Consider the following 24,543-nt stretch of genomic DNA (forward strand, 5'->3'; position numbering starts at 1 on the left):
GTGAGGCACGAGATTCCGGTCTCCATCCGGAACCCCGTCGTTAGGGCGCATAGCTTCGATGACCGGTACCTGCTGCCTGGTCTGGCCTACATCGACATCCTCTTCCAGGCGTTCACAGCCAGCGGCGTGCCGGTGGATGAGCTCGAACTTCGCGACCTCGCCATCCATCGTGCGCTGGTGGTAGCGCCTGACGAGGTGGTACGGCTGCGCATCGATGCCTCGGGCGAAGGCGACGAATGGCTCGTCCACGTCGATGGGCACGTCGATGGCCACGACCCGGCGAAGGCGCGCCGGTATGCCGTCGCGACCATGGCACGGCGCCGGCTGGCCATGCACGTATTTGGCCAGAACCTCGACTGGAACGCCGTCCAGTCGACCTCGGCCGAACCGCTTTCCATGCAGGAGGTCTACGCCGCCTCCGCGCTCGTAGGGTTACTCCACGGCGATTACATGAAGGCGGACGGACTGGTCTACACGACCGACGAGGCGATCTATGTCGATTGCCAGCTCGGTGCCGATGCCCGTGCCGATGCCGACGACGTACTGTTCCATCCGGCCCTCGTCGATGCCTGCGTGGTGGGTGCCACGGCGGTGCTGAGCACCCTCGATCCGAACGGATACGAAGCCGCGCTGCCGCTGTCCTATGGTCGCTTCGCCGCGTCCCGGCCGCTGGGCGGGGCATGCATGGCGCGCGTGATGCGCGACGGTGTGCGACGCGAAAACGGGCTTACCTGGCTTTCGATGGATTTCTTCGACCTGGAAGGCCGGCAAATCGCCGAACTGCGTGACTTCGCGAGCAAGCGGTTGCCACCATCGCGCAGGCTCGCCCACGACGATGACGATGGCGGTGCCGGGGATCTCGCCGCCGGGCCGCCGTCCCCCAGCAAAACGGAGGCCGCGCCGACGGTCGACGCATCGTCGCTCGCGACGTTCGTCCGTGACGCGATCGCGCGACGGCTTCGCATCGATGCTGCCGCCATTCGCGGCGATATCGATTTCTACGAGCTGGGCATCGATTCCACCGGGCTGCTCGAGCTAGCGCATGCCATCCAGGCGCACCTCCACCGCAAGTTGCCGCCGACGCTTCTGTTCCAGTTCTCGACCATCGACGAGGTGGTCGCGCATCTTGTCGAGACCGCGGCGTCCGCCATCTTCGTCGCCGGGCCGAAGCCGTCGGCAACGCCAGCCGTCACGTCGACCGACGAACGGCGCGACGACGACATCGCCGTTGTCGGCCTTTGCGGCCGCTTCCCGCAGGCGGGGAACGTCGAACGGTTCTGGGAGAAACTGTGCGCCGGCGCGGACTGTATCGGCATGGTGCCGGCCGAACGCTGGGACGTCGTGCGGTATTTCGATCCGCGCAAAGGTGAGCCTGGCAAGACCTACGGCAAGTGGGGCGGTTTCATCGAGGGTGTGGACGCGTTCGATCCGCTGTTTTTCGGCATGTCGCCGCGTGAGGCGGAGCTGACCGATCCGCAGCAGCGCCTGTTCCTGGAAACCGTCTGGAATCTGCTCGAGGAATGCGGATACACGCGCGAACGCCTGCGCAGCACGTTCGGCGGCAGCGTGGGCGTCTATGTGGGATCGATGTACAGCCAGTACGACCATCTGTCACCGTCGTCGCCGACCGTGCTGCAGTCGTTTCAGAGCGCCATCGCCAACCGGGTGTCGCATTACTTCGGTTTGAACGGGCCGAGCGTGGCGGTAGACACGATGTGCTCGTCGTTCGCGGTGGCGCTGCACCAGGCCTGCGCCGACCTGCGCCGTGGCGACGTGGCGATGGCCATCGCCGGCGCGGTGAACCTGTCGCTCGATGCGCGCAAGTTCGTGGCCTTAAGCCAAGCCCTCCTGCTCGCCAGTCGTTTCGATGCGCGCTCCTTTGCCGACGGCGACGGCTACTTTCCTTCCGAAACAGTCGGCGCGGTGCTGTTGAAGCCCTTGCGGACGGCCGAACGCGACGGCGACGCCATCTGGGGCGTCATTCGCGCCACGGCTGTCAACCATGCGGGGAGTGGGCAGGCTTATAGCGTGCCGAACGGACAGGCGCAGGTCGGTGTCATGTGTGACGTGCTGCGCCGCGCGAACGTCGAAGCGGGAGCGATTGGTTACGTGGAAGCGGCAGCCACGGGAGCAGCGATCGGCGATGCGATCGAATGGGGCGCCATCGCCCAGGTGTTCGATGGCCAGCCTTGTGCGATCGGATCGGTGAAGTCGAACATGGGTCACGCGGAGGCGGCCTCGGGTTTCTCGCAACTGGCGAAGGTGCTGTTGCAGCTCAGGCACGGCGAACGGGTGCCGACGATCGGCAGCGAGCCGCCGAATCCGAACCTGTCACTGGAGGACACGGGGCTGCATCTGCAGCGGCATCGCGAGTCGTGGACGCGCACGCGCCGGCAAGGGCGCGAGATGCCGCGCCTTGCCCTGATCAATTCGTTCGGTGCCGGCGGCTCCAACGCGAGCCTGCTGGTGGAGGAATACCGCGCGGTGGCGTCGGTGGAGCCGCCGCGTCGCGAGGGGGCACCAGGCCCACAGGTGATCGTGCTGTCCGGCCGCACCGCGTCGGGACGGCGTGCGGTGGCGGCGCGGCTGGCCGACTGGCTGCAGACCGATGCGGGGACCGACCTGGTCGACCTGGCGTACACGCTGCAGGAGCATCGCGAAGCGATGGACTGGCGGCTGGCGATGGTGGCGAGCGACGTGACGGGACTGGTGGGGATGTTGCGCCGTTACCTGGCGTCGGCCGACGACGGCGCGACGGGGCGGCACGAGGGCGATCGGCAAACGGCATCGTCGACGGACGCGGCGCCGGGCGAGGGCGACGCGGCCGAGCGTCTGGCCTGGGCCTGGGTGCGGCACCGGCCGGTGGACTGGTCGGCCTCGCGCGGCACCGGCCCGTTCCGGCGCCTGGCCCTGCCCACGTATCCGTTCGAACGCCGGCGTTGCTGGCTGCCCGGGGAGAAAGCTGCGGAGACGCGCCTGATCGATTCGGACGATACGCGAACCGTCGCTCGCGCATGGCTCGAACACGCGCTGCGCGTACCGGCAGGCACGCTGGACGATGCGCGCGCCTTCCGCGAATACGGCGTGGATTCGGTGGTGGGCCTCGGACTGGTCCGCGCCCTCAATGACCGGTTTGCCACGCGGCTCGGCGGGCGCGTCCTGTTCGATCATCCGACGATCGAACGCCTGGCGGATCATGTCGACGCGCTGCGTCGACAACACCCCGCCGCGCCGCCCGAGGGAGACGCCATGCGAGGCGCATTGCGCGAATTCAAGGCAGGCCGGTTAACCCGCGATCAGTTGAAGGCACGACTGGAACGGAGCACGGCCGCGTGACATTGGACGACATCCTCGAGCGCTACAGGCAGGGACGGCTATCGGAAGACGAGGCCGTGGAACGCCTCGTCGCGCTGGGGACATCGGAGGCCGACGACGCGCTCGGGGAAAACCAGCTCGGCCTGTGGACACACCAGCAACTGCAGCCGGCATCGTCGGCGTACAACGTGCCGCTGGCGATCCGTTTGGCGGGCGCGGTGGACGGGGAGGCGCTGTCGGCGTCATGGGCGGCGGCGGTGGCCTCGACGCCGCGGCTGGGCGCGGTGGTGGCCGTGGTGGAGGGCGAGCCGCGCTGGCGGCCGGGCGAGGCGGTAGCGGCGCCGGTCGTGGTGGATGCACGGGGCTGGTCGGCCGAGGCGCTGGACGCGGCGATGCGCGGTTATGCGAAGGCGCCGATCGATCTGGCGCAGGGCCCGCTGGCGACGCTGTACTGGCTGACCGGGTCGGCCGAGGGCGAGCGGTTGCTGCTGGTGATCCATCACCTGGTGTTCGACGGGGCGTCGGTGCCGTTGTTGCTGGAGCGTTGGTTGGAGGCCTACGAAGCACATCGGGCGGGTCGGCGGTGGACGCCGCCGGCGTTGCCGGCGACGGACGCGGAGGTGGTGCGGGCCGAGCGGGCGTACCTGGCCGGCGGGTCGGCGGCGGCGGACCGGGCGTACTGGCGTGAGGTGCTGGCCGGTCCGCTGCCGGTGCTGGAGTTGCCGACGGACCGGCCGCGGCCGGTGTCGGGGCCGGTGTGCGGGCGCACGGTGCAGGCGACGGTACCGGCGGCGCAGGGCGAGCGGTTGCGCGCGTTTTGCGCGGCGCAGGGGGTGAACGCGGCGGCGCTGTTCCTGGGGGCGTATGAGTGGCTGCTCTCGCGCACGGCCGGGCAGGACGAGGTGGTGGTGGGGGTGTCCACGCGAGGCCGATGGGACGAGCGCTTTGCCGGGCTGGTGGGGTATTTCGTCAACATGGTGGCGTTGCGCAGCCGGCCGGTGGCGGGGCGGCCGGTGGCGGCATGGCTGGCGGGGGTGCAGGAGCGGCTGGTGGACGCGCTGGATCACGCGGCGTACCCGTTCGCGCGGCTGCTGCGCGAGTTGGGGGCGACACGGACGCCGGGTCGCACGCCGGTGTTCCAGGCCGCGTTCGAGTTCCAGAACGCCACGGTGCTGCGTCACGCGGACGTGGCCGACCGGCTGGCGGCGGTGCTGGGCGGCTCGTTCATGGGGCAGGTGCACCAGGAAGGCGAATACGAGATCGTGCTGGAGGTGGTGGAGGTGGCCGGGGCGTACGTGCTGAAGGTGAAGTACGACGAGCGGCTGTACGACGCGGCGGGGATGGAGGATCTGCTGGGCCATTACCGGCAGGTGCTGGCGGGTCTGGTGGCCGATCCGGATCGACCGCTGGGGGCGGTGCCGCTGATGGACGCGGCCGAGCGGGAGCGGCTGCTGGGCAGGTGGAACGCGACGGCGGTGGCGTACGCGAACGGCGGGGTGCATGCGCTGATCGACGCGCAGGCAGCGCGGCGACCGGAGGCGACGGCGGTGGCGTGCGAGGGCGAAACGCTGGACTACGCGCAACTGGTGGCGCGCAGCGATGCGCTGGGGGCGTACCTGCGGGCTGGCGGTATCGGCCGGGGTGCGCGGGTGGGCGTGTGGATGGAGCGCTCGGTGGACCTGGTGGTGGCGCTGCTGGGGGTATGGAAGGCGGGGGCGGCGTATGTGCCGTTGGCGCCGGAGTACCCGGCGGCGCGGTTGGGGTACATGGTGCGCGACAGCGCGGTGGCCTGTGTGCTGACGCAGTCGCGCGAGCAGGCGGCGGCGCAGGCATGGCTGGGCGAGGTGCCGGCCCTGGCGCTGGACGCGCCGTGGCCGGTGCACGAAGGCGAGGTGCCGGCGGCGCCGGAGACGCGCGCGGACGACCTGGCGTATGTGATCTATACCTCCGGCAGCACGGGACAGCCCAAGGGCGTGATGATCGGCCACGGCGCGCTGGGCCAGTTCCTGCAGTCGATGGCGCGGGAACCGGGGCTGTGCGAGGGCGAACGGCTGCTGGCGGTGACGACGTACAGCTTCGACATCGCCGGGCTGGAGCTGTACCTGCCGCTGATGGTGGGCGGATGCAGCGTGATCGCGACCTCGGCGCAGGCGCGGGACGCGCAGCGGTTGGGCGCGCTGATCGCGTCGAGCGGGGCGTCGGCGATGCAGGCAACGCCGGCGACCTGGCAGATGCTGCTGCAGTCGGGGTGGCGCAACCGGACAGGGATGCGTGTGCTGTGCGGGGGCGAGGCGCTGGGGGAGCAGCTGAAAGACGCGCTGTGCGCGCTGGGCGGGCCGGTGTGGAACTTGTTTGGCCCGACCGAGACGACGGTGTGGTCGACGGTGGAGGCGCTGGACGGGAACCGTGCGGTGAGCATCGGCCGGCCGATCGCGAACACGCGGCTGTACGTGCTGGACGCGGCGTTGGCGCCGGTCGCCCGGGGCTTGCGCGGCGAGCTGTACATCGCCGGCGACGGCCTGGCGCAGGGCTACCTGGGGCGTCCGGGGCTGAGCGCGGAACGCTTCGTGCCCGATCCGTTCGGCCCGGCGGGCAGGCGGATGTATCGCACCGGCGACCTGGTGCGGTACCTGGTCGACGGCCGCGTGCAGTACCTGGGCCGCATCGACGCCCAGGTGAAGCTGCGCGGCTTCCGCATCGAACCCGGCGAGATCGAGGCGGCGATGACGTCCGAGCCTTCCATCGCGCAATGCGCGGTGGTGGTAGCGGGTTCGGCGGACACCCCCCGGCTCGCCGCCTACTACGTAAGGTCGGGAGCGGCCCGCGGTGCGTTGGTCGAAGCGCTTCGCGACCGGCTCAAGGGCATGCTTCCCGCGCACATGGTGCCGTCGGTGTTCGTCGAGGTCGACGCCTTGCCGCTGACGCCCAACGGCAAGGCCGACCGCAAGGCGCTGGCGGAACGTCCGCTCACCGCGGCCAGGGCGCCTGCCTCGTCCGGCGCGGCCGCATCCGCCATCGAGCGGCTGCTGCTCGCCCTCTGGCGTGAGGTGCTCGATGTCCACGATATCGACATCGACGCAGGCTTCTTCGACGTCGGCGGCGACTCGATCCAGGCGGTGTCGCTGGTCAGGCGTATCCAGGACGAATTCGATCGGGAGTTCGATGCCACCGCATTGTTCGAACACGCCAGCATCCGCCGCATCGCAGCGTTCCTGGCTAGCCGAAATGGCAACGCTGACGGCGCGGACGCTATCGGCGATGCGGCGCCTTCGCGCGCCGCGGACGGTCGCGGCATGCCCGACTACTACGACACAAGCGTGGCCATCATCGGGATGTCGAGCCGCCTCCCCGGCGCCGCCGACACGGCGGCGTTCTGGACCAATCTCCTGGAGGGAAGGGAAAGCATCGAGCTGCTATCCCCCGATCGGCTACGCGAGGCCGGCCTCGACGCGACGCTTCTCGCAGACGGCCGTTTCGTCGGCGCGCGTGCGACCATCGACGACAAGGACTGTTTCGATGCGGCGTTCTTCCGCGTTCCCGCACGCGACGCGCAGTTCATGGACCCGCAGTTGCGCATGCTCCTGGAACACAGTTGGCGGGCCGTCGAGGATGCCGGTTATCGCGCCTCGGACATTCCGGAGACGGCGGTTTTCGTGTCTGCGAGCAACAGCCTCTACCAAACGGCGGTGTTCAGCGACATCGCGCGCGGCGCGGGCGAAGGCGGCGCACGCGGTGCCGACGGGTACGTGTCGTGGCTGCTCGCTCAGGCCGGCACGATGCCGACCATCATCTCCCACAAGCTTGGCCTGCGGGGGCCGAGCTTCTACGTGCAATCCAATTGTTCGTCGTCGCTCGTCGGCATCGCCAACGCTTACCGGAGCATCATGGCCGGCGAAGCGAGGTATGCCCTGGTGGGCGCCGCGATGCTCATGGCGCACGACAACCTCGGCTACGTGCACAGTGCCGGCCTGAACTTCTCCAGCGACGGACATGTGCGCGCCTTCGATGCCCGCGCGGACGGCATGGTGGCCGGCGAAGGCGTCGGCACGCTGCTGCTCAAGAAAGCGAGCGACGCGGTGCGCGACGGCGACCACGTCTACGCGCTGATCCGCGGCGTGGCGCTCAACAACGACGGCGCGGACAAGGCCGGCTTCTACGCGCCAAGCGTCGGCGGCCAGGCCCGGGTGATCGACGCCGCGTTGCGCGCGACCGGCGTAAGCGTCGATACCATCGGCTACGTCGAGGCCCATGGCACCGGTACGCGGCTGGGCGACCCTATCGAGTTCGCGGCGTTGACGCAGGTCTACGGCAAGCTGACGTCACGTCGCGGGTTCTGCGGGCTGGGTTCGGTCAAGAGCGGCATCGGCCACCTCGACGCGGCCGCCGGCATGGCGGGCTGCATCAAGTTGGCGCTGTGCCTGCGGCATGGCCAGATCGTGCCCACGTTGAACTACGCCACGCCCAATCCTGCGCTGGACCTCGTCAATTCGCCTTTTTACATCGCCGACACTGCTCGTCCTTGGCCGCGCGAGGGTGAGCCCCGGCGTGCGGCGCTGAGTTCATTCGGCATCGGCGGTACCAACGCGCATGCCATCTTCGAGGAATGCCTGGCCGCTCCTGTCGATGGCGAGCGCGATTCCACCTCTGGACCGTTGGGCGAGGTGCGCCTGTTTCCCTTGTCGGCACGCGACGAGGCGGCCCTGCAGCGCCAGGTGCATGCGATGCTCGACGCCTTGGCGACGGCCCCGTCTATCTCGCTTGACGACCTCGCGTTTACCCTGCAGGTCGGGCGCGAGCCGATGAATGTCCGTCTGATCGTCGCCGCGGATTCCGTGGCTTCGCTCAGGGCGCACTGGGCACGCTTCATCGACAACGGGCTCGGCGGCGACGGGACGGTCTTTCATACGATCAACCCCGAGGCCGACGACGCATTCGCGGATGCCGGGGAGGTGACCCGCTGGATCGACACGGGCGACGCGGGTCCTCTGCTCGATCACTGGGCCAGGGGCGGCACGCTCGACTGGCGTGCGTTTCACCGGCACAGGACGCCGCGCAGGCTCTCCCTGCCGACGTATCCGTTCGCGCGCGATCGTTACTGGATCGCGTTGCCGCGTCGCGACGATCGCGGCGCGCAGTCCGCCGGCGCGATGCTGCACCCGCTGGTCCATCACAACCGGTCGACCCTGGCACGACAGCATTTCACCACCGACGTCGACGGCACCGAGTTCTTCCTCGACGACCACGTCGTCAACGGCAAACGTGTGCTGCCGGCGGTGGCTTACCTGGAGATGGCCCGCGCCGCCGCGGGGTTCTCTTTCGATCCCGGCACGGCCACGGAGCGCATGACGGGACTGCGCGACATCGTCTGGTTCCGCCCGCTCGTCGTGGAAGGTCCCACGCGGATCGACATCGTGCTGCGTGCGGAGGGCGAGGGTCTCGCGTTCGAGATCCTCACCGACGGCACGACGTTGCATGCACAAGGGCGGGCGGTCCTGCTCGACACGGCGCAGGCCGGTCCGATGGACGCGACCGCGTTCCATGCCGTCGATGAACTGCGCATCGATGGCGCGTCCTGCTATGCGGCGTTCGCCTCGATGGGCCTGGACTACGGTCCGTCACTGCGCGGCATCGCGTCGATCCGCGCGGGCGTCGTGGGCGATCAGCCAGGACGGGCGTTTGCGGTCGCCGAAGTGCGACTGCCCGAAGACGTGGCTTCCACCTTCGGCGATTACGTCTTGCACCCCAGCATCATGGATGCGGCGCTGCAGTCCTGCGTCGGCATCGTCGACGCCTCCGGCGCGACGCGCGCACGCCTTCCGTTCGCGCTCGATGCCATCGACGTTCTCGCACCAAGCCCCGTCCGCGGCGCTGCGCGCCTGCGAATGCATCCACGTGCGGGGGAGGGCGACCTTCAGAAACTCGACATCGACGTGTGCGATCCCGACGGCCGGCTGTGCGTGCGCCTGCGCGGCCTGGCGAGCAGGCCCCTGCCGGCGCCTCGGGCCCAAACTCGCGACGAACCTGCCACCGATGGCCCGTTGATCACGATGCATCCGCGCTGGAGCCCGTCAGCCGAAACGACGGACGCGTGGCCTGGCACAGACGCACGCTTGCTGGTGATCGGCGGCGGCGAAGAACAGCGGCACGCGTTGCGCGAACGGTATCCGGATGCCTGCCTGCTGCCATCGATGACCGCCAGTTTCGACTCGGACCTCGCGGCCTACGGAAAGATCGACCACGTGTTCTGGCTGGCGCCCGATGCACCGGACGATACCTACGACATGCTTTCCGACGCCATCGTCAGCGGCCAGGACGATGGCGTGCTCGATGGCCTGGGGCTGATCCGGCGGCTGCTTGCCCTGGGCTATGAACGCCGGCCGCTCGGCATGACCTGGGTCACCCGCCAGGCGGTGCCGGTGACCGTCGGCGAGACGGCCATGCCCACGCACGCAGCGGTGCACGGTTTTGCCGCTGCCGTCCAGGCCGAATACCCGCAATGGCGCGTGCGATCCGTGGACGTGCCGGCACAGGGGCCCTGGCCTCTGGATGCCATCCTTCGGCGATCAGCGAGTTCCTCGGGCAACGTCGTGGCCTTGCGCAACGGCGAATGGTTCGGCCAGGTCCTGGTCCCCCATGATCCGGTCACGCCGAGTCATTCGCCCTGGCGCCGCGGCGGGGTCTACGTGATTGTCGGCGGCGCTGGCGGCATCGGAAATGCGCTGAGCGAACGGCTGGTGCGCGAGCATGCCGCGCACGTGATCTGGCTGGGCCGGCGGCCGCATGACGACACCATCGCCCGACGCCAGGAAGCACTCGGCATCCACGGTCCGGCACCCCGCTACATTCAGGCCGACGTGACCGACCGCGCCTCGCTCGAAGCGGCCTGGGCCCAGGTCAAGGCATGGCATTCGCGCGTCAACGGTGTCATCCACTCGGCGGTGGCGCTGTTCGACAAGAGCCTGGCGGGCATGGACGAGGCGCGTTTTCGCGACGGGCTCGCCGCGAAGGTCGCCGGTAGCGTGCGCCTTTGCCAGGTCATCGCCGGGGAGTCGCTCGATTTCCTGCTGTTCTTCTCCTCCTTGCAGAGCTTCGCGAAGGTGCCCGGACAGAGCAACTACGCCGCGGGCTGCACGTTCCAGGACGCCTATGCCCACGTGGCGTCCGTCCACGCCGGCTATCCGGTGAAGGTCATGAATTGGGGCTACTGGGGCAGCGTCGGCGTCGCATCCGCCCAGGCATACCGGCAGCGCATGGCACGCGCCGGTGTCGGTTCCATCGAGCCGCCGGAAGGACTGAACGCGCTGGACGGCCTCCTCGTCGGCACCGCGACTCAGCTGGCGGTACACAAGGTCGGGAAGGAAACCCCCACGCCGGAGGTACGCGATCCGGCCATCGACGAACGCATCGCCTCCGATGGGGCGGGAGACATCGTGGACGTTATCAGCGAACAGGACAGGCCGCTCGATCCGGACGCGTTGCGTCGTGGCGTAAGCGACGCAGTGCGCCAGACGGTCGGCCGGATGCTGCGCATGCCGCCGCAACGTATCGGCGAAAACGAGCCCTTCGAAACCTTCGGCATCGATTCGATCCTCGTCGTTCAACTGGGTAGCGCGCTGCGCGAGACCTTTCCGGACATCTCGAGCACGCTGTTCTTCGAACACCGCAGCATCGCCTCACTCGCCGACCGCCTGGTCGCGGATTATCCGGAGCGGGCGGCGGCACTGGCCGCCACGCATGGGCTTCCGATGGGCCCGAACCGCGTCCACGCTGCCGCGCGGGCAACTTTCGCCGCATCCACGCCGGTCGCGACGGACATGCCCCAGAGCGACGTCCAGGACATCGCCATCGTCGGCCTGAGCGGACGCTTCCCCAAGGCGGCCAGCATCGAGGCGTTCTGGGCCAACCTGCGCGACGGCGTGCATGCCTTCACCGAGATCCCGACCGAGCGTTGGGACTGGCGTGCCTATTTCGACGAGGATCGCAGCCGCTTCGGCACGACGTACAGCCGGTGGGGCGCCTTCATGGAAGGCATCGACCTGTTCGATCCGCTGTTTTTCCGAATATCGCCGCGCGAAGCCGAAGGCATGGACCCGCAGGAACGGCTTTTCCTGCAGGAAGCGTACGCATGCATCGAAGACGCTGGCCATACGCCGGCGAGCCTGTCGCCACGCCGTCGGGTCGGCGTCTTCGTCGGCATCATGAACAGTACTTACGCGCAGCAGCCCAGCCATTGGTCGATCGCGAACCGCGTGTCCTATACGCTGGATTTCGTCGGCCCGAGCCTGGCAGTCGACACCGCCTGCTCATCGTCGCTCACTGCCATCCACCTGGCCATCGATAGCCTGCGCGCAGGGTCGTGCGATGCCGCGCTGGCCGGCGGCGTCAACCTGGTCGTCGATCCGCTCCAGTACATCACGCTGTCCTCGAAGGGCATGCTGTCCAGCGATGGATTGACCCGGCCATTCGGTGCGGGTGCCGACGGCTTCGTCGACGGCGAGGCCGTCGGTTGCGCGCTGCTGAAACCGCTGGCCTCCGCCATGGCCAGCGGCGATTCGATCTACGGAGTCATCAAGGCGAGCACCCTCAATGCCGGCGGCCGCACACATGGCTATACCGTGCCAAGCCTGACCGCGCAGGCCGACCTGGTCAGCGAGGCCCTGCGCCTGGCGAAGGTGCATCCGCGCATGGTGAGTTACATCGAAGCGCATGGCACCGGCACGTCGCTGGGCGATCCGATCGAGTTCGCGGCGCTCGTCAAGGCATTCGGCGTGCCTTCCGCCGACAAGCCATGGTGCGCAATCGGTTCGGTGAAATCGAACATCGGCCACACGGAGAGCGCCGCCGGCTTTGCGGCGCTGGCCAAGGTGTTGCTGCAGATGCGCCACGGCAAGCTCGCTCCCAGTCTGCATGCCGATGTACCCAATCCCGAGATCCGCGCGCGGAACACGCCGTTCGCGGTGCAGCGACAACTGGGCGAATGGCATCGACCGTGCGTGGAAATCGACGGCGAGCGACGCAGCTATCCGCGCATCGCCGGCATCTCGTCATTCGGCGCCGGCGGCGCGAACGCTCACCTTATCGTGCAGGAATACCTCGCCGACGACACGGGAACGCCGCAGGTTGATACGTCCGGCGAGCCCTGTCTCGCGGTGCTTTCCGCGCGCACTCCCGGGCAACTGCGCGCCAGGGCGGAACAGCTCCTGACCTGGCTGGGCGGCACCGGGGCGGCCGCGGCGCTGCCCGACGTCGCCTATACCTTACAGGTGGGACGCGAACCCATGGCGTGCAGGCTGGCGTGCCTGGCCTCGACGGCCGCAGAACTTTCCGCGCGTATCGCGACATGGTTGCGGGATGCCGGCGCGCAGGAAGGCGTCTGGCAAGGCGAGGTACGGCCGGGTGACGAAGCGTTCGGCGGGCTCGCCGTCGAAGAAGGGCTCGGCGGCGCCGTCGACCTGTGGCTTGAGCGATGCCAACTCTCACCATTGGCATCGCTCTGGGTCAACGGTCTGGTGGTTCCCTGGGAACGCCTCCATCGCGCGAAGCGGCCGCAGCGCGTGTCGCTGCCCACCTATCCCTTCGCGCAGGAGCGCTACTGGATCGACCGGGAACTGCGCCGGTCGGTGGGCTCGGCCCTGTTCGCTTCGCCCGCATCGCCGTCGGGCGACGACGGGCTGGTCATCGCCGCGGAACGTTGGACGCCGCAGCCTGCCGTGACTCCGTCACGCACGCCCGGTCTCGTGCTGCTCGTCGCCCCCGACGAACGTTCGGCCACGCGCTGCGCAGACGCGTGGCACGACGTGGTCCACGATGCCCGGCTTGTGACGGCGTGGTTCGCCTCTGGCGACGACGACGCTCCCCAGGCGATCGAGCGTGACAGCGCGGAGAGCTGGCGGCGGGCGCTTGTCCATCTATCGGACCGACACGGCGTTCCCGATGCCATCGTTCATGCGGGCTGCATGGACGTGCCGGCAAACGGGGCTCAGTCGGGCGACCTCGTCCATTTCGTGCAGGGACTCGCCACCAGCGGCATTGCCTGCGATCAGCTTTTGCTGTGCGTGGCGTACGACGACGCGCGCTCGCAGGCACATGCTGAGTCGTGGATCGGCCTGGAGCGTTCGCTTCGGGTGCTGGCACCGGAGCGTTCGCTAGGGGTGCTGTTGAATGAAGGACACCTCGGGGACGAGGCGTCGGTCCGGTCGTGGGTCGGGCGGGTGCGTGCGGAACTGGGCACGGCGATGCTGCGCAGCGTGCGCCACGGGCGTGACGGACGGTACGAGCTACGGATCGAGGAACGGTCGCTGCCGACCGGTCCGTCGGTCATCCGCCAGGGAGGGGTGTACTGGATCACGGGCGGCGCGGGTGGGTTGGGCGCGCGGGTGGCGCGTTACCTCATCGAACGCCACGCGGCACGGGTGGTGCTCAGCGGCCGGCGCGTGCTGGCCGACGCGCAGCGGGCGGGCCTGCTCGAAGGCAGCGAAGACCGCTTGATTTACGTGGCGGCAGACGTCACCGACGAGGCGGCGATGCACGCCTGCGCGGCGACGGCGGTCGAACGTTTCGGTTCGATCGACGGCGTATTCCACGTGGCGGGCGTGATCGGCGAGGGTTCGATCCTGGAGAAAACGGCGCAGGCGTTCGCGCGGGTGCTGGCGCCGAAGATGCGTGGCACCGAGGTGCTCGACGCGGTGCTGCGCGAGCACGCGCCGGCGTTCATCTGTTACTTCAGTTCGACGTCCGCCGTGCTGGGCGACTTTGGCGGCGGCGACTACGCCATCGGCAACCGCTTCCAGAGCGCGTGGGCTCGCTGCATGGCCGCGTCGGACAACATCCGGCGCATCGCGATCGAGTGGCCCCTGTGGACCGGGGGCGGCATGCGCAACGACGACGACGAGGCCACGCGCATGTACCTGCGTTCGAGCGGGCAACGGGCGCTGTCGGACGAGATCGGCCTGGACATCCTCGCGCGCGCACTGGCGCTGCCGTCGGGGACGATCATGCCGCTGTCAGGCGACCGCGAACGCATCGCGCGCCATCTCGGCTGGACGACATCGGCGACTCCGCCCGCCCGCGCCGAAGCGCCCGCGCCAATGTCTCGCGCGAATGCCGAGACCGTGCCTGCAGGCATGAGCCTGGAACGGCGCATCGAGCGCGAACTCACCCGGCAGGCGAGCGACCTGCTCAAGCTCGCCAGCGAACGGATCGACGCGAAAGCCAACCTCGCCGACTACGGTTTCGATTCGCTGACCATGGGCGAGTGGGCGCGGCGCATATCGCAGGATTACGGCATCTCCTTCACGCCGGCCATTTTCTTCAGCCATCCGACCCTCGAAAGGGTGCGCAATTACTTGCTGGACAAACACGCCGATGCTGTCGGGCGTTTCCATGCCACCGCCGCCACGTCCGTCGCCGAACGTGCGGAAGCGCCCAGACCCATCGCCACGCCGGGTATCGCCGCGCCGATGAACCCGGCTCCCGCGCCGGCCGTCGCCGACGCGGACGAACCGATCGCCATCATCGGCATGAGCGGCCGCTTCCCGCAGGCGCGCAGCGTGGACGAGCTATGGCGGATCCTTCGCGACGGAACGCATGCCATCGGTGAGATTCCCGACGAACGCTTCGCCTGGCGCGAGGCCTACGATCGAGGCGACATCAGCGGAAAGTGGCTCGGCGCGATGCCCGGGATCGCGGAGTTCGATGCGTCGTTCTTCGATATCTCGCCGCGCGAGGCGATGAGCATGGATCCGCGGCAGCGGCTGCTGCTGCAGGAGGGATGGCGCGCGCTCGAGGACGCTGGCTACGGCGAGGAACACCTGCGCCAGACGATCGGCATGTTCGTCGGCGTAGAGCAGGGCGAGTACCAGACCCTGCCGGGCGTGGAGGGCGCGCTCACGGCGAACCACGACGGAATCCTCGCCTCGCGGCTGTCCTTCTTCCTCAACCTGCGCGGCACGGCTATGGCGATCAACACCACGTGCTCGTCAGGACTGGTCGCCGCACACACGGCTTGCCTGAGCCTTCGTGCCGGCGAATGCGACGCCGCCGTGGTCGCGGCGGTGAACCTTTCGTTGAGCGCGGCGGTGTACGCAGGCATGAGCCAGGCCGGCATGCTCTCGCGCACTGGCCGGTGCCATGCTTTCGACCGGCGTGCCGACGGCCTCGTGCCGGCGGATGCCGTCGTCGCCATCGTGCTCAAGCGGCTGTCGCGCGCGCAGGCGGAAGGCGATCCCATTCATGCCGTCATCCGCGCGAGCGGCACCAACTACGACGGCCGGACCAACGGCATCACGGCACCCAACGGCGCCGCGCAGGCGGAGCTGATCCGCGAGGTGCACCGCCGTGCGCGGGTAACGCCGCGCGACGTCGATTACATCGTCACCCACGGTACCGCCACGCGGCTGGGCGACCCAGTGGAAGTAACGGCATTGCAGGAGGTTTTCGGCGACGTGGCGCCGGGCGATGCGCCGCACTGCGCGCTGACGTCGACCAAGAGCAATCTCGGCCACAGTTTCGCCGCATCCGGCTTGGTCAGCTTGGTCGGCGCGGTCGAAGCCCTTCGCCACGAATGCATCCCGGCCAGCCTGCATTGCGACGATCCCAGCGACTACATCCGATGGGACGATAGTGCACTCTACGTCAATCGCCAGCCGCGTCCATGGCCGGCCGACGCGTCGCGTCGGCGACGCGTCGGCGTGAGCGCGTTCGGCATGAGCGGCACAAACGCGCACATGCTGCTAGAGGACCACGACGCAGCCGTGGCCTCGTCCGCGGACGAACTTTCCGCGCCGTGGCTGCTCGCGGTGTCGGCCAAGACGACGACCGCACTTTCGCGGCGCCTCGCCGACCTCGCGCAGGTCGTGCGGGCACGCGACTGGAGCACATCCGACGCTCGCTCGCTTGGTTACACGCTGCTGTGCGGCCGGCTTCATTTCGCCCATCGCTGCGTGGTGGTCGCGCGCGACGCCGCGGAAGCCCGTCGCCTGCTCGAACGCGCCGCTGCGGGCGAACGCCCGGAGGGCGTGTTCGAAGGCACGGTGGACCGTGGATTCCGAGAGACGGAATCCGTCGCCGGGGAAGGATGCGCACTGCTCGGTCGCGCCGACCCGGAAGCGCTGCACGCGCTGGCGGGGCTGTATTGCGAGGGATACGCACTGCCCTGGTCGATGCTCTTCGGCACGTCGCCGCCACGGCGCCTGGCCTTGCCCACCTATCCCTTCGCGCGGGACACCCACTGGGCAGGCCCCTCTTCACCGCAAGACACCTCCAAGGTACAACGCATGGACCTTTCTACCCCGGGTGATTCGACGCCGACCGATCCGGATGCTTCGCGCGCCCGCGAAAAGCCGGTCGGCATCGCACTCATGCGGTTGACCTCATCGGCTCCCGTCGCGATGAGCGTACCGGCGCGTGCCGCCGGCGCCCATGCCGTGCGCAGTGAACCGGTGGCGGCCGTGCCGTCGGACGTGGTCGCACCCGCGCCGGACATGGACCCCGACAAGTTGCGCGACGACCTGGCCCATAGCCTGGCGGATGCGCTGTACATGGAAGTAGCCGAGGTGGACCCGCATCGCCCGTTCGCCGAGATGGGACTGGATTCGATCATCGGCGTGGAGTGGGTGCGCGCGATCAACCAGCGCTACGCGCTGCAGATGCCTACGGCGAAGATCTACGATCATCCCGACCTTGACCGACTGGCCGCGTACGTCGCGACCCTCCTCGCCAGGCATCCGCGCGAGGCGCCACGCGCGCCCGTCGCGCCTCTGGCCCCCGCAGCCCCCATCGAGCGCGCCGCCGCCGCGTCGCCGGCACCGGCGCGTGCGCCACGTACGCTGCGCAAGGGCGGCGAGCCGATCGCGATCGTCGGCATGGCCGGACGCTATCCGGGCGCGTCGGATCTTGAGACGTTCTGGCAGCGGTTGGCCGAGGGCCACGACGCGGTGACCGAGGTGCCCACGTGGCGCTGGGACGTGAATCGCTACTACGAGGCCGGCCAGCCGCGAGCGGGCCGGATCAACTGCAAGTGGCTGGGCGCGCTGGACGAGGTGGAGTGCTTCGATCCGTTGTTCTTCAGCATCTCGCCGGCCGAGGCGGAGCTGATGGACCCGCAGCAGCGCCTGTTCGTGCAGGAGGCCTATCGTGCCTTCGAGGATGCCGGCTGCAACCCGCGTGCGCTGGGCGACAGCCGCTGCGGCGTGTACCTGGGCATCATGAGCAACGACTACGCCACGCTGCTGCACGACAGTGGCCAGCCCAGCGACAGCACGGGCAACAGCGCGGCGATCGCGGCCTCGCGCATTTCGTACCTGCTGGACCTGAAGGGCCCGGCGATCTCGATCGACACGGCGTGTTCGTCGTCGCTGGTGGCGACGCACCTGGCTTGCCAGGCGCTGCGCAACGAGGAGATCGAGCTGGCCCTGGTCGGCGGGGTGACGCTGTACCTCACCCCGGGCCCGTACCTGGGGATGAGCGCGGCGGGCATGCTGTCCAGTGACGGTCGCTGCAAGACGATGGACGATGGTGCGAACGGTTTCGTGCCGGGGGAGGGCGTGGGCGCGCTGGTGCTCAAGCGGCTGTCGGACGCGGAAGCGGCGGGCGATCCGATCCACGGGGTGATCCTGGGTTCGGGGATCAACCAGGACGGCAAGACCAACGGGATCACCGCGCCGAGCGCGGCGCGGCAGGCGGAGCTGCAGCGTGAGGTCTACGCGCGGCATGGGATCGATCCGGCGACGATCGGCTACGTGGAGATGCACGGCACGGGCACGAAGCTGGGCGACCCGATCGAGCTGGAAGCATTGCGCAGCGTGTACGAGGCGGCCGGCGTGGGTCGGCAACGCTGCGTGCTGGGTTCGGTCAAGAGCAACATCGGCCACACCTCGGCGGCGGCGGGTGTGGCGGGCGTGCACAAGGTGCTGCTGGGCCTGCGACATGGCGAACTGGTGCCGAGCCTGCACTTCACGACGCCGAACGAGCACTTCGATTTCGCCACCTCGCCGTTCCGGGTGGGCACCGCGCGGGAAGCCTGGGCGCACATCGACGGTGCGCCGCGTCGCGCGGCGGTCAGTTCGTTCGGCTACAGCGGCACCAACGCGCATCTCGTGATCGAGGAATACGTCGACACGACGCCCGCGGCCACCGACCCGTCCGTGCTGGATCAGGTCTTCGTCCTCTCGGCCCGCACGCCCGAGCAATTGCGGCAACGCGCGGCCGACCTGTTGGCGGCGATCGACGCCGGACGTCTCGACGAAACGAGGGTGGCTGCGGTCGCGTATACGTTGCAGGTGGGACGCGAAGCGATGCGGCATCGCCTGGCGATCAAGGCGAGCTCGCTGTCGCGGCTGGCGGACCGCCTGCGGCAGGTCGTCGACGGCGACTCGCGCATCGACGACTGCCACGTCGGCGAGGCGCGACAGGGCAAGGGCATGCTGGACGCGTTCACCGCCGACGAGGACACCCATGAGCTGATCGGGAAATGGCTCCGGCGCGGCAAGCACCACAAGCTGCTCGACCTGTGGGTGAAGGGCCTCGCCATCGACTGGCGGCGGCTGCACGCGCGCGCGCCGTCGCGCATCGCCCTGCCGACCTATCCCTTCGCCCGTGACCGCCACTGGGTGGCGAAGGCTGCCGCATCGGTCGATGCGCCGCGCGTACCGTTTCTCCACCCGCGGATCCAGCGCAACACTTCCATGCTGGACGAACAGCGCTTCAGCAGCGATTTCACGGGTGTCGAAGCCGGATTCGTCGACCGTGGCCGCGGCCGCGAATGCCATGGCGTGACGCTGCTGGACATGGCTCGCGTCGCGGTGGAACTCGCCGCGGGATGGGCACTCGGCGAAGAGGCCATCGTGCTGCACGACGTCGACTGGAACGAACCGGCGCTCGGTCTCGACGGCGCCCTGCGCCTGCATGTCGCGCTTTCCGGCAGCAATGACGGTCCGGTTCGCTACGACGTGTACGGCGACGATGCGACGGCGCCCCGTCGCTTGCACGTCACCGGCATGGCGTCGCGATCGTCGGAACGTCCATCGTCCATGGATGTCGCCACCCCGGACGATGCCGATAGCGAAAGGCTTCTCGTGCCCTGGCACATCGAAGCGGATACGCCCGAACCGCCGATGCTCGTCGATACCGAAGCCTTCGTCCGGTTGCTCGACGCCGTGCGATCCTGGCTGGGCCTTGCCGAGGGCACCGTGTTGCGCATCGAACACCTCGACCGCGCGACGATCCATGCGCTCCCGCGCGGCGCCGGTCACGCCATCGTCGAGAGATCGGCCGGCGACGAGGGCACCACGCTGGATCTGTGTCTGTGCGACGACGGTGGTGAGGTCATGGTGGCCTTCGAAGGGCTCCGCCTCGGGCGCGACGTGCATGCTCGCCCTGCCGATACGGAGACAGCGAGCGAACCGATGATCCTGCAGGAGCGCTGGGAGTGCTCGCCCGTCGCACAGACGAATGCCGCCCCCTCCGGAACGGTGTGTTTCGTCGTCGGCGAAGCGATGGTGGAGCCGATCGCTCGTGCGCTGCACGACGTCGCCCCGGGCATCGTCCCGGTGTGGCTGGTGATCGATGGCGGTGAGGGACAAGCCCACGCGGCAAGGCGCGGGGACATGGCGGCCCATGCGACCGCCATGGCATCGATCGCCGCCGCCCACGGCACACTCGATGCGCTGGTCTACGCCGCGAGCCTGCATGCGCCCGCGACCGGCGCCGACTGGGCCGACGTGCTGTGCATCGTGCGCAACCTGGCTTCGACCAACGAGGTGCGCTGCCGCCGTTTCGTGCTGTGCACCGCCTACGACGACGCGCTGTCGCGTGCCCACGCCGAATCGTGGATCGGGCTGGAGCGGTCATTGCACGTCCTGGCACCGGACTTCGCGACCTCCGTGGTGATCCAGGAGGGTCCGGCGCGACGCGCCGAGGCGGTGGCCGAGTGGACGCGCCGCATCGCCGGCGAACTCGCGGCACCGTTCGCGCGTAGCGTGTTGCACGCGCAGGGCGAACGCTTCGTATCGCAGGTGCGCGAACCCCGCCTCGATTCGCGTCCAGGCGTGCTGCGCAACGGTGGCGTGTACTGGGTCACCGGGGGAGCCGGCGGGCTGGGCGGCATCATTACCCGGCATCTCATGAACCGATACGACGCGAAGGTGGTCGTCAGTGGCCGACGCGTACTGGACGACGCGCTGCGCCGCGAACTGTCCGGCTGGGAAACGCGCGCCGGCGAGTGGCTCTACGTCACGGCCGACGCCGCCGACGAAGCGGCCATGCGCGCCTGTGTCGCCCAGGCGGTGGAACGCTTCGGACCTATTGAGGGCGTCGTGCACGCGGCGGGCACGCTCGAGCATACGTCGGTGCTGGACAAATCGGCTGACGCATTTGCTCGCGTTCTGGCGCCAAAGGTGGCCGGAGCCCTGGCGCTCGACGCGGCACTGGTGAAACAGGCGCCGCGCTTCATCTGCTATTTTTCGTCGACGTCCGCCGTGCTGGGCGATTTTGGTGCGGGCGACTATGCCGTCGCCAATCGCTTCCAGATGGCGTACGCCGATCACGTCGCCGGCAACGGGGCCACCCGGCGTATCGCCATCGGCTGGCCCGCCTGGGCCGACGGCGGCATGCGCCTGGGTGACGAACAGGCGACGAAGCTGTACCTGCGTTCCACCGGCCAGCATGCGCTGGACGGCGCGACGGGACTGGACGTGTTCGAGCGCGTGCTCGGCCAGCCGTCGGGCCATTACCTGGTCATGGTCGGCGATCGCCCGAGGATCGCGCGTTACCTCGGGCTGTCCGGCGATGCCCAGGCGCCGGCCGCCGTCATCGCGCCGATGTCCACGCCGCCCTCGACGCGGACGGCGGGGACGGCGGGGACGGCTACCGCGCCGGGCAATCAGAGCGTGGAGCAACGTCTTCGCCGCGACCTGCGGCAACAGGTCTGCGAACTGCTCAAGCTTGCCGAAGCAGAGGTGTCTCCGAGCGAGAATCTCGCCGACTACGGTTTCGACTCGATCCTGCTGGCCCGCTGGGCAAGCCGGATCTCCGAGCGCTACGCCATCGCGCTGACGCCGGCGGTGTTCTTCAGCCATCCGACGCTCGGCCAGGTGGGCGATCATCTGCTCACGAGCCATGCCGCCGCGATCCGCGCCGCCTACGACGACACGGCAGTGTCGCCACGCGGGGCGACGCCGGCGGCCGCTCCGCGTCGACGACCGATCGTGCAGACGCGCGACGAGGCGATGGCGTCCGCGACGGTGCCCGAATCCATCGCGATCATCGGCATGAGCGGACGCTTCCCGGCCGCCAGGGACGTCGCGAGCTTCTGGGAGACCCTCGTCGAGGGACGCGATGCCGTGACGGAGATTCCGCGCGAGCGCTTCGACTGGACGGCCTACGTCGGCGAAGATGCGCCTGCGGGTCGACGCATGAGCGGACGGTGGATGGGTGCCTGTCCGGGCATCGGCGAATTCGACGCCGCGTTCTTCGACATCTCGCCGCGCGAAGCCCTGGGCATGGATCCGCGACAGCGCCTGCTCATGCAGGAAGCATGGAACGCGCTGGAAGACGCGGCGGTCGGCGCATCGCACGCGACCGCGCAGAAGATCGGGGTGTTCGTCGGCGCCGAGCAGGGCGAATACCAGCACATGGTGGGCGAGCACGGCACGCTGACGAGCAACCATGACGCGATCCTCGCCTCGCGCCTGTCGTACTTTCTCGACCTGCGCGGCCCGGCGATGACGATCAACACGTCGTGCTCGTCGGGTCTCGTCGCGGCGCACCAGGCGTGCCAGAGCCTGCGCGCGGGCGACTGCGACACGGCGATCGCCGCGGCGGTGAACCTGATGCTGACCCCGCACGCGTGGTGGGGCATGAGCCAGGCGGGCATGCTGTCCGAGGATGGCCGTTGCCGCGCGTTCGACCGGCGGGCGAACGGCCTGGTCCCGGGCGAGGCGGTGGTGGCGGTGGTGCTCAAGCGGCTGTCGCGGGCGCAGGCCGACGGCGACCCGATCCACGCGCTGATCGTGGGCAGCGGGATCAACTACGACGGGCGGACGAACGGCATCACGGCACCGAACGGCGCGGCGCAGGCCGAACTGATCGGCGAGGTGCAGGCGCGGGCGAAGATCGATCCGGGCCAGATCGGTTACGTGGTGACGCACGGCACGGGCACGCGGCTGGGCGACCCGGTGGAGATCAACGCGCTGGACGAGGTGTTCGGGGCGAAGGCGCCGGCGACGGGGTTCTGCGCACTGACCTCGGTCAAGGGCGCGGTGGGCCACACGTTCGCGGCGGCGGGCCTGGTGAACCTGGTGTGCGCGGTGCAGGCGCTGACGCAGCGGACGATCCCGCCGAGCCTGCATTGCGAGGAGCGCAGCGACTACATCGACTGGTCGCGCAGTGCGTTCGAGGTCAATCGCGAGCGCCGGGAGTGGGTATCGGCGACGCCGCGGGTGGCGGCGGTGAGCGCGTTCGGGATGAGTGGCACGAATGCGCACATGCTGTTGCGCGAATACGAGGCGCCGGCGTTGGCGGAGGAAGGCGGTCCGGCGTACTGGTTGCTGGCGGTGTCGGCCAAGAGCGGGGAGGCGCTGCGCGAACGGCTGGCCGACCTGGCGACGGCCTTGCGCGGCCGTGCGTGGGGCGCGGCGGACGTGCGCTCGCTCGGCTACACGCTGCTGTGCGGCCGGCAGGCGTTTTCCCATCGCTGCGTGGTGGTCGCACAGGACGCGGACGATGCGATCCGCCTGCTCGAGTGCGCTGCCGCGGGCGAACAGTCCGACCAGGTGTTCCGCGCGACGGTGCCGCGCGACTTCGTCGGAGAAAAATCACTGCATGAACACGGCCAGGCGCTCATCGAGCGCGTGGCCGCCGGCCATCCGTCCGTCGAGGCAGGCATGGACGATGCGCTCCTTGCGCTGGCCGACCTGTTCTGCCAAGGCTACGCGCTGCCGTGGGCCGCGTTGTTCGGCGCGGTGCCGCCACGGCGCATCGCATTGCCTGGCTATCCTTTTGCTCGCGACGTGCATTGGATCGCGGCGGCGCCCGCGGAGACGCGGGTTCCGGTTCGCCGCACCCTTGCGGCACCCGCCGACTCCGTGCGTGCGGCGCCGGCCGGCAGCGTGGACAAGCCGGCAGGTATCGTCCTCGCACGCCTGTCGTCCGATCGGTCGTCGGTGGCTTCGCCGGCCGCGGCGCCCGCGCCGGTCGAGCGTGCAGCGACGCCTACGGCATCGCCTGCGCAGCCGACGCCGCCCGCACCCACCGCCGAGACCAGCGTGGACCTGGCGCGGATGCAGCGTGAGCTCATCCGTTCGCTCGCCGAGGCCTTGTACATGGACGTGGCGGAGGTCGAACCGCATCGTCCGTTCGCCGAGATGGGCCTGGACTCGATCATCGGCGTGGAATGGGTACGCACGATCAACCAACGTTATGGGCTGCAGATGCCCGCGGCGCGCATCTACGATTTCCCGGACGTGCATCAGTTGTCCCGCTACCTCGCCGGCGAGCTGAAAGCCCGCCTGACGGAGACGCCGGCGCAGGTCGCACCGACGGCGGAAACGAAGCCCGCATCGCCGCCGCCCCCGGCCCCGGTGCAGCGTGCCGCCGCGGCGCCGACGCCGACGCGTGCGCCACGCAAGGGTGGCGAGCCGATCGCGATCGTCGGCATGGCCGGACGCTATCCGGGCGCGTCGGATCTTGAGACGTTCTGGCAGCGGTTGGCCGAGGGCCACGACGCGGTGACCGAGGTGCCCACGTGGCGCTGGGACGTGAATCGCTACTACGAGGCCGGCCAGCCGCGAGCGGGCCGGATCAACTGCAAGTGGCTGGGCGCGCTGGACGAGGTGGAGTGCTTCGATCCGTTGTTCTTCAGCATCTCGCCGGCCGAGGCGGAGCTGATGGACCCGCAGCAGCGCCTGTTCGTGCAGGAGGCCTATCGGGCGTTCGAGGATGCCGGCTGCAACCCGCGTACGCTGGGCGACAGCCGCTGCGGCGTGTACCTGGGCATCATGAGCAACGACTACGCCACGCTGCTGCACGACAGTGGCCAGCCCAGCGACAGCACGGGCAACAGCGCGGCGATCGCGGCCTCGCGCATTTCGTATCTGCTGGACCTGAAGGGCCCGGCGATCTCGATCGACACGGCGTGTTCGTCGTCGCTGGTGGCGACGCACCTGGCTTGCCAGGCGCTGCGCAACGAGGAGATCGAGCTGGCGCTGGTGGGCGGGGTGACGCTGTACCTCA

At 69.2% G+C, this 24,543-nt stretch carries 2 protein-coding genes (1 of these 2 running past the window's edge); both read left to right on the forward strand.

Annotated elements, in window-relative coordinates:
- The gene (locus AC1PLS_RS10855) at positions 1–3,336 is read left to right on the forward strand and encodes a beta-ketoacyl synthase N-terminal-like domain-containing protein (RefSeq protein WP_481103664.1); all 3,336 of its coding nucleotides are present in this window, start codon (positions 1–3) and stop codon (positions 3,334–3,336) included.
- Positions 3,333–24,543, forward strand: the 5' portion of a protein-coding gene (locus tag AC1PLS_RS10860; RefSeq protein ID WP_481103665.1) for an amino acid adenylation domain-containing protein. The gene runs 7,337 nt beyond the window's last position; 21,211 of the gene's 28,548 nt are visible here — the first part of the coding sequence; it begins with the start codon at positions 3,333–3,335; its stop codon lies off the right edge, out of view. The genes AC1PLS_RS10855 and AC1PLS_RS10860 overlap by 4 nt, the downstream gene beginning before the upstream one ends.

The sequence above is a fragment of the Xanthomonas sp. NCPPB 3218 genome, from assembly GCF_056725185.1.